The sequence below is a fragment of the Pseudodesulfovibrio thermohalotolerans genome, from assembly GCF_021353295.2.
In the GTDB taxonomy this organism is placed as follows: domain Bacteria; phylum Desulfobacterota; class Desulfovibrionia; order Desulfovibrionales; family Desulfovibrionaceae; genus Pseudodesulfovibrio; species Pseudodesulfovibrio thermohalotolerans.
On record NZ_CP120635.1, the window covers coordinates 444,032 to 457,365 of the forward strand.

At 62.1% G+C, this 13,334-nt stretch carries 10 protein-coding genes; 6 read left to right on the top strand and 4 right to left on the bottom strand.

Translation table 11 applies throughout. From position 1 onward, the window contains the following. Positions 1-391 precede the first annotated feature (391 nt). Positions 392-1,582 (top strand): PhoH family protein, encoded by a 1,191-nt coding sequence (locus LF599_RS02050; RefSeq protein ID WP_279522111.1) that lies wholly within the window; start codon positions 392-394, stop codon positions 1,580-1,582. A gap of 49 nt (positions 1,583-1,631) precedes the next feature. Continuing rightward, complete coding sequence (locus tag LF599_RS02055) at positions 1,632-2,765, top strand: lytic transglycosylase domain-containing protein (protein ID WP_279522112.1); 1,134 nt, start codon at positions 1,632-1,634, stop codon at positions 2,763-2,765. 120 nt (positions 2,766-2,885) lie between these two features. On the opposite strand, the gene ald is transcribed toward LF599_RS02055, so the two are convergent. Next, positions 2,886-3,998: an alanine dehydrogenase gene (gene ald, locus LF599_RS02060; RefSeq protein WP_279522113.1), complete on the bottom strand. Its 1,113-nt coding sequence runs from the start codon at positions 3,996-3,998 to the stop codon at positions 2,886-2,888. A gap of 45 nt (positions 3,999-4,043) precedes the next feature. Beyond that, positions 4,044-4,526, bottom strand: coding sequence for an Lrp/AsnC family transcriptional regulator (locus LF599_RS02065; RefSeq protein WP_269941018.1), 483 nt, complete (start codon positions 4,524-4,526; stop codon positions 4,044-4,046). Positions 4,527-4,787: 261 nt separating this feature from the next. Between LF599_RS02065 and LF599_RS02070 the strand changes: the two genes are divergently transcribed. After that, the gene (locus tag LF599_RS02070) at positions 4,788-5,510 is read left to right on the top strand and encodes a substrate-binding periplasmic protein (RefSeq protein WP_279522114.1); all 723 of its coding nucleotides are present in this window, start codon (positions 4,788-4,790) and stop codon (positions 5,508-5,510) included. Positions 5,511-5,604: 94 nt separating this feature from the next. After that, on the top strand, positions 5,605-7,533 hold the full coding sequence (locus LF599_RS02075) for a sensor histidine kinase (protein ID WP_279522115.1): 1,929 nt from the start codon (positions 5,605-5,607) through the stop codon (positions 7,531-7,533). Between the two features lie 294 nt (positions 7,534-7,827). Here the strand turns inward: LF599_RS02075 and LF599_RS02080 are convergent, their stop codons facing one another. Together LF599_RS02080 and LF599_RS02085 are read right to left on the bottom strand one after the other, a co-directional pair. Beyond that, entirely contained in the window at positions 7,828-9,294 is a 1,467-nt protein-coding gene (locus LF599_RS02080; protein ID WP_279522116.1) for an Rne/Rng family ribonuclease, read from the bottom strand. A gap of 48 nt (positions 9,295-9,342) precedes the next feature. Continuing rightward, positions 9,343-10,296, bottom strand: a complete 954-nt coding sequence (locus tag LF599_RS02085; RefSeq protein ID WP_279522117.1) for a radical SAM protein — start codon at positions 10,294-10,296, stop codon at positions 9,343-9,345. Between the two features lie 183 nt (positions 10,297-10,479). Here LF599_RS02085 and LF599_RS02090 point away from each other — a divergent pair, with 183 nt between their 5' ends. Continuing rightward, complete coding sequence (locus LF599_RS02090) at positions 10,480-12,309, top strand: PAS domain-containing sensor histidine kinase (RefSeq protein ID WP_279523069.1); 1,830 nt, start codon at positions 10,480-10,482, stop codon at positions 12,307-12,309. 70 nt (positions 12,310-12,379) lie between these two features. Then, positions 12,380-13,267 carry a tRNA (adenine-N1)-methyltransferase gene (locus LF599_RS02095; RefSeq protein ID WP_279522118.1) on the top strand — a complete coding sequence of 296 codons (888 nt, stop codon included), beginning with the start codon at positions 12,380-12,382 and terminating at the stop codon, positions 13,265-13,267. Positions 13,268-13,334 lie beyond the last annotated feature (67 nt).

Sequence of the window (13,334 nt, forward strand, 5' to 3'; positions counted from 1 at the left end):
TGGCCGGATTTGCGATATTGGCATTGATGTCCGGTTTCGACGTGCCGGATTCGGCGGCAGGGTGAACACTGGGGTCTGGCTCTACGAGGCATTCCGGGCGGTTGCGGACGGGCCGGGACTTCCGGGAGATCATGCCCGGCGCGTCCGACGTGTCGTCGGGCGCGGTGTCCCGCCCTTCTCCGCGCCGTCCGATCGTCACCCGTTCGCCATGACGCTTCAAATGGCGTCGGGCATGTTGCTTCTAGACTTTCTCGTGAAAACTGGTCATGATTCAGATAACCGGATGCACATATAACGGAGGCTCAAAATGAAATTGATTCGCTGATTCCCGGCCACGGATGCCACGGCGTAAAAAGCCCAGGAATCAACTTCAACCACCGGACGGGGGATTATGGCCCAGAAGCAGTTTGTCCTCGATACCAACGTCCTCATTGAAAATCCCAAAAGCATCGTCGCTCTGAGAAACGGGGCGGAAAACCAGATATACATTCCCTACACCGTCCTTGGCGAGTTGGACGGACTGAAAAAAGACCCGCGCATCGGCCACATCGTCTCCCAGGCGGTGCGGGCCATCCTCGAAGACGAAGCCGTCAACATCTTCCCCCCGGATTTTGCCGAGACCCTCACGGACCCCGTGATGGACGATCGCATTCTCAAGGAAATCCTGCATGTGGGGCCGGAAGACGCCACGCTCATCACCAACGACCGCATCCTTCAGATCAAGGCCAAGTGTTACGGCATTCCCTCCGAGGAGTACCGCGACTCCGACCCGTTTCGTTCCGAGTCACAGCGGTACACCGGGTTCGTGGAGGACGGAGAGGAGCCGGTACGCAACTGTTTTCGATGGGAGAGAGGCACCCCGGTCTTCTACGGCCCGGAAGGTGCCAGGGAGATCAGCTATACGCATGAGATATGGGGAGTGAGGCCGCGCAGCGTGTACCAGAACCTGGCGCTCGAACTGATGCTTTGCGAGGGCATCGACCTGGTCTCCATCCAGTCCGAGGCGGGCTATGGAAAGACTTTCCTCTCCCTGGCCGCCGCCCTGTACCTGATGCTTGAGCGCAAGGACAATCCCTACCGCAAGATATACCTGGTCAAGCCGGTGGTGGAGATCGGGGCCAAGATGGGCTACCTGCCCGGCGATATCGAAGAGAAGATGCTGCCGTACATCAAGTACATCCAGGACCTGCTCATCAAGCTGCACGACATTCGGCCGTGCAACCGCATCTGGCTCGATCCGCAGGGCGATTCGTTCAAGTTCAACCCCAAGAAGCTGGAGGTCCAGCCCGTGGCCTTCCTGCGCGGCATGAACATCGAGAACGCCGTGGTCATCGTGGACGAGATGCAAAACCTGTCGCGCGGCGAGACCCGCGCCCTGCTGACCCGCATGGGCGAAGGGGTGAAGTGCATCTGTCTGGGCGACACCCGGCAGGTGGACAACCCGTACCTCAACGAGGCCAACAACGGCCTCAACTGGACAGTCCGCAAGCTCAAGGGGTACAAGAACTATGCACACATGGTTCTCAAGGGCGATCGTTCACGAGGCCCCATCACGGACATTGTGCTGAAATCGAAACTGTAACCGGCCGTCCGGAGCGGCGTTCCGCCCGGCGGACCCGACGGGAGCTTTCATGCACAGGAGGCGGACAGCCCTCCCGCTGCTTGCGGGAATCCTTTTCCTTTGCATCGCGTTGCCCGGCCTCTCGCCGTTTTCGGTCGAGGCTCGGGCCGGGGATGTGGAGATGCTCGCGCCCATGCAAACCGCGGCCTTTCCGTCGCTGGAATCGGCTATCCGCATCAAGGGCCCGCTCCGTTTCTGCGGCGAGTTCGTGCCTCTGCATCTGCCTGAGGTGCGCGAGCGGCTGGAGAAGGAACTCCTGCTCATGCTCTGGGACCGCGCCCAGGTCATCCTCTGGCTCAAGCGCACGGGCCGCTATTTCCCGCATATCGAGACCGTGCTCCGGGCCGGAAACATGCCCGACGACCTCAAGTTCATCGCGGTCATCGAGTCCGCGCTGAAGCCGGGGGCGGGGTCCCATCGGGGCGCGCGCGGGGTGTGGCAGTTCATTCCCTCCACGGCGGTCAATTACGGCCTGACCGTGGATCGGTTCATCGACGAGCGGCGCAATTTCTTCTTCGCCACCCGGGCCGCCATGGCCTATTTCAAGGACCTGCACGGGCAGTTCGGCTCCTGGACCCTGGCCTGCGCGGCCTACAACATGGGCGAACAGGGGCTGGAGCGGCGGATCGAGAAACAGGAGGTCGACGACTACTACCGCCTCCATCTGCCTGTGGAAACCCAGCGTTACGTGCTTCGGGCCATCGCGGCCAAGCTTCTCTTGTCCGATCCGTCCCGATACGGCTTCGACCTGCATCCCGAGGATTATTACACTCCCCGCAGGTTCGACCGGGTCAAGCTGCGAACCAAGCACCCCGCGCCCCTGACCCTGGTGGCCAAGGCCGCCGGGACCTACTACAAGCTTATCCGCGACCTCAATCCGCAGTTCCTGGGCGAGGCCGTCCCTTCCGGCCAGCATGTCCTTTTTTTGCCCGAGGGATCGGCCAGGGAGTTTGCCGAGCGGTATCACCCGCTCATGGCCAAATACCGCGAGACCCTCAAGCCCGGGACCTACGTGGTCCAGCAGGGCGATTCCCTGACCGGCATCGCCCGGCAGCACGGTATGAGCCTTGCCCAACTGTGCAGGCTGAACAAGCTCGGCAGACGGGCGACCATCCATCCCGGCCAGAAACTGCTCGTCCGCTGAAAAGGAAGAGCTTGGCGCGTCCGCACAACGGCAGCGACCCTCTTTCGGCCCTCCAAACACAAAGACCAAAACAAAGGCCCCGATTATCGGGGCCTTTGTTCTGTGCGGAATCGAAAACCGTTACATCCGGGCAAGAGCCTCTTCGGGCGTGATGGATTCGATGTCGAGGGCCGCGCCGACAGCGGGGCAGGTCAGCTTGCCGTCCCAGGTGTTCAGGCCGAGGGCCAGGCCCGAGTCGTCCTTGAGGGCGTCCACGCCCTTGGCGGCCAGGCGCAGGGCGTAGGGAGCGGTCTGGTTGACCAGGGCGAAAGTGGAGGTGCGGGGCACCGCGCCGGGCATGTTGGCCACGCCGTAGTGGACCACGCCGTCGATGACGTAGGTCGGGTTGTCGTGGGTGGTGGCGTGGGTGGTCTCGATGCAGCCGCCCTGGTCCACGGCCACGTCGACGATGACCGCGCCTTCCTTCATCAGCGGCAGCATGTCGCGGGTGATGAGGTTCGGAGTCTTCGCGCCGGGCAGCAGGACCGCGCCGATGACGAGATCGGCGCGCTGGACCATCTGGCGGATGTTGGGCTCGGTGGACATCATGGTGGTGATGCGGCCCTGGAAGACGTCGTCCAGGTACTGGAGGCGCTGGTGGGAAAGATCGAGGATGGTCACGCGCGCGCCCATGCCCATGGCGATGCGGGCGGCGTTGGTGCCGACAATGCCGCCGCCGAGGACGAGCACTTCGGCGGGATACACGCCGGGTACGCCGCCGAGCAGGATGCCCCGGCCGCCCTGGGTCTTTTCGAGATAATGCGCGCCGACCTGGGTGGCCATGCGTCCGGCGACTTCGGACATGGGGGTGAGCAGGGGCAGGGTGCCGTCGTCGGACTTGACGGTCTCGTAGGCGATGGCGGTGGTTCCGGCGTCGAGCAGGGCCTTGGTCAGTTCTTCGGCGGCGGCCAGATGCAGGTAGGTGAAAAGGATCATGTCCTTGCGCAGGTATTTGAACTCGCTTGCCAGCGGCTCCTTGACCTTGATGACCATCTTGGCGCTCCAGGCTTCCTCGGCGGAAACCATTTTTGCGCCTGCGGCAACGTATTCCTCGTCGGTCAGCCCGCTTCCCAGACCCGCGCCGACTTCGACGAGCACTTCGTTGCCCTGGCGGACCAGGGATTCGACCGCGCCGGGGGTCATGGCGACGCGGTTTTCCAGCGTTTTGATTTCCTTGGGGATACCGATAATCATCTGAAGCTCCTTTTCAAACTCTCCGCCCTCTCCGGCGGCTAAACGTTATTGAGTGAAGGTCTCGACCACGGCGTCGGGCAACAGCAGCCACTTGCGCCGGGATTTCATGACGACGAAGGATTCGGAGGCGTTGATTCCGCCCACCTGGGAAAGGTCCCGGTTCAGGAACGCATAGAGATCGTCCATGCCTTCCCGGCAGATGATCTCGACGATGATGTCGTACCGCCCGGTTACCACGGCGGCCCAGTTCACGCGGGGCAGTGCGCCGATCTGGTCCAGCTTTTCGCCGAGCTGTTCGTGGCTCATCAGGCTGATGCCTACCAGGGCCACGGTCAGCCCCTTGACGCGCATGGGGTTGACCAGCCCGGCCACTTTGAGCGCGCCCATCCGCATCAGGTTCTTCAGCCTGGAGCGGACCGTGGGCGCCGTCACGCCCGTGGCGGCTCCGATTTTGCCGGGCGAGAGCTGCCCGTCGCGGGTCAGTTCGGCCACCAGCCGCTTGTCTTGGGAATCCAATGAGTTTTTCATTTTTGTCAGTCCATGTTTTCGTTTTGGAAAGCGTGACAGTGTTGTTTTTACCTAAAAGTAAAAAAAGTTGTCAATTGTTTTTTGACAACCGAATGAAACGCTGTGGCTGACTGACCTGCCGTACCGCGCAAGGAGAAAGCCGCCGCTCGGGATGATTACCGTGGCGGGCGAACATGGCGTCGCGCCGCCGCTGTTGCGCGTTGCTTTTTGCCTGAATGCATTCTAGATTAAACGATGGTCCACGGTTCGGTACATTTTCATTTGTTTCCGGTCCTGCTGCTCGCCTTCTTGTCCCTGGCCGGTTTTTTGGACGAGGCGCGGGCCGAAGACGAGGCGTTGCGCATCGTCACCATTGAGCTGGGTGTTGGCGGGCGGCTGGAAGACGGGCATCCGATCGGTTTTTGCTATGATCTTGGCAACGCCCTTGCGCGCGAGGCCGGGTTCGAGCCGGAGAATCGGCTCGTGCCCCTGGCTCGCGGCGTGGAGGAGGTGTCCCTGGACCTGGCCGACATGATAATCGTCGCGCCGGACGAGCGGCTGGATGAGGCGGCCGAGAATATCGGCAAGGTCGAGACCCTTGTTGTTGTTGCCTGGGGACGGGTGGAGACCCCCCTGCGCAACAAGCGGGACCTCATCGGAAGAACCGTGGCCGTGGTCCGGGGGTCGCGGCTCGATCGCGAACGGGCCGGAGAACTGAGGATCATCCCCTTCCCGTGCCGGAACCACGAGCTTGGCTTCAAAATGCTCATGGCCGGACGGGTGGACGCCGTGATCGGTCCGCTCCAGGGGTTGACCTTCGCCGTTGAGAAGGTCGGCCTGCGAAGCCGGTTCCTGGGCGAACCGCTTGTCCTGGGCGAAGCCCCCGTGAACGTTTACGTGTCCAGGCGGCTGCCGTCGGCCGCTCGGAATCGACTGCGCCGCGCTTTGGAGCGGTTTCTCGAAGACGGCACCGTGGCCAGATTGCGCGGCAGGTATCCCTTATAACTGAGATGACAGGGTGCGGGGAGTCGTGTAGATGCTTTCAGGTAGATGCGAGATCCTGGAATCGTTCCCCAAATCCCCATTTTCCGGATAACAGATGCTAGCAGACAAACCCAAGAGAAAAAGGCCTCTTCTGACCAGCAGGTCCATCTCTCGGGACCTGACGCTCAGTCTGGTGGTCATTGTCATGCTCATCGCCACGGCCCTTGGCGGATTCATCTACTGGCAGCAGTCCGAGGAGATGTGGGCCACCGCCAAACGCAAGGGGGAGGACACCATTTCCTCGGTGGCCGAAGTCCTGGCCGTGCCCATCTGGAACCTGGACTACGACAACGCCCGCCTCATCGGCTCCGTCTATACCCATGACGACATGGTCCAGGGCATCCGCATCTACGGTTCGCGCAACGAGGTGGTCTTCGCCCACGAGAAATTTTCCGGCGCGCCCTCGGACTTCAACGAGGTCCGCCCCATCGTCTTCGAGGGCAGGACCATCGGCCGGGCCGAAATCGACTTCACCCTGGAACGAGAGAAAAAACGGCTCGACGAACAGATGTTCGTGTCCATCATCATCATTGTCGTGTCCATCTCCGTCATCCTGGCCATCACCGGCCTGCTGCTGCGTGTTTCCCTGAACAAGCCGCTCATGGTCCTGCAATCCGGCATCGCCCGCGTGGCCAAGGGCGACTTCTCCTACGATTTCGGCGAGGTCTACCATGCCGAGCTGCTGGAGATCGCCAAGCGGTTCCGGCGCATGTCCAGCGAGATCGAGGGTCGTGAAAACAAGCTCCAGACCATGAACAAGACCCTCCAGGAAGCGGAGGAGAAGTACCGGAGCATCTTCGAAAACGCCATCGAAGGCATCTTCCAGGCCACGCCGGACGGCGTGCTCCGCCGGGCCAACCCGGCCATGGCCCGTATCTTCGGCTACGACTCCCTGGGCGAGTTCCTGTCCAACGTCCGTTCCCTGAGTTCCCGGATCATGGTCAATCCCGACCATATGCAGGGTTTTTTCGACAGGGTGCGCGATCAGGGCGAGGTCAAACGGTTCGAGGCCGAGTACTACCGGCGGGACGGCAACACTATCTGGGGCTCCCTCAACGCGCGCGCCATTTATGACGAGAAGGGAAATTACGTCTTCGTGGACGGCATTCTCGAAGACATCACGGACAGGAAAAAGGCCGAGCAGGATCTGGCCGACCTCAACCGCCATCTGGAACAGCTCGTCCGCGAACGCACCGAGGACCTGGTCAACAAGGCCCGCGAACTCGAAGAAGCCAACCAGCGGCTTCGCGAACTGGACGAGATGAAGTCCGCTTTCCTCTCTTCGGTGTCCCATGAGCTGCGCACGCCCCTGACCTCCATTCTCGGCTTCGCCAAGCTCCTGAACAAGGAATTCACCCGCAACTTCCTGCCCCTGGTCGACCCTGAGAGCGGTCTGGCCCGCAAGGGCAAGCGCATCCGCGAGAACCTGGCGATCATCAGTCACGAGGGCGAGCGGCTGACGCGGCTCATCAATGACGTTCTCGACCTGAACAAGATCGAGTCCGGCTCCATGGGGTGGCGCGACGAGGAACTGGACATGAACGAGGTTATCGAGGTGGCCGCCAGTTCGGTTTCCGGCATGTTCTCCCAGACCGCCCCGGAGCTGCGCACCGAGATTCAACCCGACCTGCCGCGCATCTTCGCCGATCGCGACCGTATGCAGCAGGTCTTCGTCAACCTGCTCAACAACGCCTCGAAGTTCACCGAGAAAGGGTCCGTCACCCTGCGCGCCTTCCCGCGTTTCGGGCAACTGCGCGTGGAGGTGGTGGATACCGGCACCGGCATCCATCCCGAAGACCAGTCGCAGATATTCGAGAAGTTCCACCAGACCCACACCGACGACACCATGGTCAACAAGCCCAAGGGTACCGGCCTGGGCCTGACCATCTGCCGCGAAATCATCGAGCACTACGGTGGCCGCATCTGGGTCGAGTCCGAAGTCGGCGTGGGCTCCACCTTCATTTTTACTTTGCCTTCCATGTAATAGGGCGGGAGGGGCCTCGCCGGCCGGGCGTCTCCGACGGCTCAAGAACCCTTTGAAAAGGGTTCTTGAGAATCTCCCAAACTTTTTATAGCCGCTTCGCGGGGGCGTTTGTTTCGAAGCCGTGCTCCCTCTGCGGATGGCGGACTCGGCCACAAGCAATGGCGAGATATCATCGGAGACCGTGTCCCTTTGCGGAAAGCATACGCTGAATATAGGGATGGTTGCCGACAACGAAAAGCCCCCGTCCCGAAATGTTTCGGGACGGGGGCTTTGAATTTTCGTGTCCGGACGCGGCTATTCGTCGTACTCGTATTCGATGTCGATGTGCACGGACTTGCCGTAGCGCGTCTCCAGGTCGGCCAGGATGCCGCGCTTTTTGTTGAGCAGGTAAATGGCCAGCTCCTCTTCGCAGTTGTATTCGACCGGCTCGGTGCCGGGCTTGCGCAGATCGCGGTGGATATCCTTGAGGGCCTGGAGGGCCTGCCATTCCATGTTGCGGCGGATACCGGTGCCCTTGCAACAGGGGCAGGGCTCGGTGGAGATGGCGATGGCGGAGGAGCCGAGCCGCTGGCGGACCAGCTCCATGAGGCCGAAGGAGGAAATGCGCGACACGTCGGTTCGGGCGCGGTCGTTTTTCATCTCCGCGCGCATGACCTTTTCCACCTCGCGGCAGTCCTTGGGGTTCTTCATCTCGATGAAGTCGATGACCACCTGGCCGCCGATGTCGCGCAGCCGCAGTTGGCGGGCGATCTCGCGGGCGGCTTCGACGTTGGTCTTCAGGGCCATCTTCTGGAAATTCTTTTCGCCGCCGATCTTGCCGGAGTTGATGTCCACCGCGGTCAGGGCTTCGGTGGCGTCGAAGACCAGCCGTCCGCCCGAGGGCATGGAGGCCTCGCGGGAGTAGATTTCCTCAACCTGCTTGACCACGTTGAACCGCTCCAGCAGGGAGAGGTCGTTGTCCTCGTGCAGCCGGACCAGGTTGTTCTTGCGCGGGAAGGCCAGCTTAACGAACTGGTGAATCTGCTCGAAGGTCTCCTTGTCGTCCACCCAGATTTCGGTGATGTCGGACGTCAGGTAGTCGCGCACGGCGCGCGCGGCCAGTCCCAGTTCCTGGTAGACCCGGGCGGGGGCCTTGACCTTCTGGGCGTTGGAGCGGATGTCGGTCCACAGCCTGTTCAGGTACTTGAAGTCGCGTTCCAGGGCGGCCTTGGACTGCCCCACGGCGGCGGTGCGGGCGATGAGCCCAACGCCCTCGGTGGTTTCGAATCCTTCAAGTGCGGATTTGAGCCGGGCGCGTTCCTTTTCGTCCTCGATCTTGCGCGAGACCCCGATCTGGCTGCGGCCCACGGTGTAGACGAAGCTGCGGCCGGGCAGGGAGAGATAGGAGGTCAGGAAAGCGCCTTTTTTGCCGGTGGGTTCCTTGACCACCTGGACCAGGACTTCCTGACCGGGCTTGAGCACCTTCTGCATGAGCGGAAAGCGCTGGCCCTTCTTGGTGGGCGCTTCGTTGATGTAGTATTCGGGGTGGACCTCGTCTATCTGGAGGAACCCGTTGCGTTCGGCGCCGTAGTTGATGAACGCGGCCTGGAGCCCGTTGTCGATGTTGTGGATGTAGCCTTTGTAGATGTTGCCTTTGGTCTTGGCCTGATGGACCATCTCAACGTAATATTCGTTGACCTTGCCCTCTTCGGCGATGACGACCTCTACTTGTTCTCCCGGCAGTACGGAGATGAACATCTTCTGCCGTTTCTTTTTGGTCATGGGGAACCTCTCGACGAGAAATGTGGGTGTCGGGTCCCGGCGCGCCCCTTAGTCTTCTATGACATGGCCCGTTCCGTGGTAGAATGTCTCCCCCCGGTCATCCCGACGGGTGACGTCGCCCATTTTTTCCAGGGCTTCCACGGCCAGGCGAACCTTGTCGAGATCCGCCCCAAGGGCCAGGGCCAACTGCTCGGCGGTCTGGGGCCTGCGGCTCAGGGAGGCGGTCACGGCAGCGGTCATCCGCTCCATGCTCATCTCCTTGCCGTTTCTGCCCCGCCGCTCCTTTTCGCGGGTTTCCCCGCCTCCTAGCGCCAGGCGCCACCGGCTTAAGACCTCCCCGTCCACGGGGCGGACCCCCTTGACCGTTCCGGGGCGGGTCAGCGTGACCACGTCCACCCGGTCGGGGGCAAGCCGTTGGCAGAAAATGCGTAGCCTGCCGAGGTTCTCGTCGGAATCGTTTATTCCTTCGGCAAGCAAAATTTCCAAAAATATCTTTCCGTTGAATTCCTTCCTGAAAGTCAGGAGCCCTTCGGCCACAGCCTCGGGAACAACGGATTTGTCCGGCCGGTTAACCCTGGCGAATTCTTCACTTACCAGAGAGTCCAGGCTGGGCAGGACCACGTCGGCCGCGCAGAGTTCGCGCCGGACCTCGGGGGCGGTCATCAGGCTGGCATTGGTCAACACGGCCACCGGAATCCCCGGAAAGAGCCGCTTGGCCCCGAGAATGATCGCTTCCATGTCCGCGTTCAGGCAAGGTTCGCCCAGGCCGCCCAGCGTAATCATGTCGGGCGGCTCCAGCCCTTCCTCCTTCCACAGGGAAAGCTCCTTGAGTATGTCGGCCGCCGGGACGTACACCCTGCGTTCGCAGGTCCGGTCCCTGGTGGCCCCCACCTCACAGTAAACGCAGTCCATGGAACAGATTCGGTCGCCGAGCAGATCGAGTCCGAGGGAGCGGCCGAGCCGCCCGCTCATTACCGGGCCGAAGATGTATTTGTATGCCATGTCGCGTTGAGTCCCTTGCAGTAGGTATTCCGTAACCTTTGCCAGCTTATTAAGTACCGTGGCGATTCTGTCAAGCTCGCCGGCAAGATCCTGTCCCGCAGGAATTTAATAATGGTTCTCACGCGGAGGCTCGCGTAGATTGGCGAAGATTCCCGTTGCCTGAAGGAGCCGGTAGTGTTGGAAATGGTGCTTGTAATCCTGCGTTTTATCGTCATTGCTCTGGCCCTGTGGCTTTTCATCCGCGCCGACAGGAGCGTCAGCTATGGCCGACGGGGTTTCCTGTTCGTCCAGGTCGGTTTCCTGCTGCTGTTGTTCGCGAGCTTCATGGAGATCGTCAAAATCGCGAATAATCCGGGCTGGTCCGCTAGCGGCCGCTTTGGCCCGAGCGTCCATGTGGTCGAGATGGTGAGCGGGCTGGCCGGGGGCGTTCTGCTGCTGTCCGGGCTGTGGCTGTGGCTGCCGTCCATCCGGACCATGGGCGAGGTGCAGGAAAAGCTCGATCGGACCAAGGCCGATCTGGAGGAACACTTCCTGGCCAGGACCAGCGAGCTGGAGGAGGAAGTGGGGCGACGGTGCCGCGCGGAGACGGAAGGCCGCATCTCGGAAGAGCGCCGCCGCATTTTGTTCGAGAACAGCCCGGTGGGCATCTCCCACGGCTACATCGGCGGACGGTTCGTGGAACGCAACATGGCCTATGCCCGGATGCTCGGCTACGACTCCCCCGAGGAGATGGCCCGGGTTCAGGCCCTTGAGGGCGACACGTTTTCCCATGTGGTCGACTCCGAGGATGTGGCTCTTATCGTGGAGCGGGCGAGGACCGAGGAGTTCGTCCAGGGGCTGGTCGTGCGTATGCGGCGCAGGGACGACGTGTTGCGCTGGATTCGCCTGGACATGGCCATGGCCAGGGATCGCCACGGGAAGAACTATTATTTCTACGCCTTCGCCCTGGACGTGACCGAGCGCAAGGAGCACGCCGACGGGCTGGACCGGGCCAGGCGGCGTTTGAAGAAAATTCTCGACACGCTGCCCGTGGGCGTCTTCGTGGTGGACCGCGAAACGCGCACCCTGATCGGAGCGAACCCCATGGCTCTTCGCATGAGCGGCTACACCCACGACGAACTGGTCGGGATGCCCTGCCGGGGAATTTTGTGCGGCGACGGTTCGTCATGCCCCGTGTTCGAAGGGGAGGGCGGCACCTGTGTGGACGAGAACTGGCTGACCACCAGGGACGGCGGGCGGCTGCCGGTGTTCAAGAATATGGTCGCCACCAAGGTGGACGGCAGGGAGAGCCTGGTGGTAAGCCTGCTGGACATCTCCGAGCAGAAGAGGCTGGAGGACCTGCGCGAGGACGTGAACCGCATCGTGGTCCACGATCTCAAGGCTCCGGTCATCGGCGTAATCAACGTGTGCCGCTACCTGCTCATGGAAGAGGAGAGCATGGACGCCGAACTGCGCGAGATGCTGCAAGCCATCGAGCTTCAGGCGGAAAAGGCCCTGCGCATGATCGGCCTGTCCCTGGATCTCTACAAGATCGAGATCGGAACCTACGCCTACGAGCCGGAGCCCATCGATCTCATGGAGGTCGTGCGGCTGGTTCGGGACAACCTGGCCGCCACGGCCGAGGAGAGAGGGCTGGCCGTGGAGGTTCTTCTCGACGGATTGCCGGACGCCGGGGAGGAATTGCCCGTCCCGGCCAACGCGCTCCTGCTGGAAACCATGGTCGCCAACCTCCTGCTTAACGCGCTGGAGGCGGCTCCGAGGGGCGGCGCGGTCTCTGTCCGCGCGGAGAGGGGCGATCCCGTGGCCCTGACCATCGGCAATTCCGGAGCAGTGCCCGTCGAGCTGCGCGGCTCGTTCTTCGACAAGTACGCCACGGGCGGCAAGAAGGGCGGGACCGGACTCGGGACCTATTCGGCTCGGCTGGCGGCCTCGGCCATGGGCGGAAACATCGGGCTTTCCGTCTCGGACGAGGAGGACACGACCTCGGTTCGGGTGACGCTGCCGGGCGCGTAACCCCCTTTTTCTTGACTTCCGGCCTTGCGAACCGTACTCAGGGCCATCTTTTTCAGGAGGCATATACTTTATGATCGAACCGGGACAGCTCATTCTGCTCATCAGCCACAAGGGCAAGCGCTACCTGCGCAAGCTTGAGGCGGGCGGCGAGGTCCACACCCATGACGGCAAGCTGCTCATGGACGAAGTGGCCGCGGCCGGATACGGCCAGTACGTCAAGACCCACCTCGGCAAGTCCTACCTCGTGCTCAAGCCCACTCTGCACGATCTCATCAAGGGCGTGAAACGCCAGACGCAGATCATGTACCCCAAGGAGATCGGCTACCTGATGATGAAGCTGGGCATCGGCCCCGGCTCCACGGTCATCGAGTCCGGTACCGGATCGGGCGGCCTGACCACCGCCCTGGCGTGGTTCGTCGGCGACACCGGAAAGGTCATCACCTACGAACGGCGCGCGGATTTCTACAAGCTGGCGGGCAAGAACCTCGAACGGGTCGGCCTGGCCGACCGCGTGGAGCAGGTCAACCGCAACATCGAGGACGGCTTCCTGCACTCCGGAGCCGACGCCCTGTTCCTGGACGTGCGCACTCCCTGGGAATACCTCCACTCCATTCCCGAGGCGGTCATTCCCGGCGCAATGTGCGGCTTTCTGCTGCCCACGGTGAATCAGGTTTCCGATCTGCTGCGCGGTCTGGAGGACGGTCCCTTCGCCGATCTGGAGGTCCTGGAGATTCTGGTCCGCCGCTGGAAGCCCGTGGCAGACCGGCTGCGCCCGGACGACCGCATGGTGGCCCATACCGGCTTCCTGGTTTTTGCCCGGTACATGGAGCCGCCCGTTTCCCCCACCCGCCCCGAGGCGGCCCCCGTCGAGGAGGAATCTTCCTCGGACGGCCCCGCTCCCGAGGATCTGCCCGGCGATCCGTCTCCGGATGACGGTTCGGATGCCGTGGAGGCATAACAACAGTCCTTTTGAGGCCCGCTCCCTGGAGCGGGCCTTTTGTTTTTTGATGATGGCGCAATGGCGT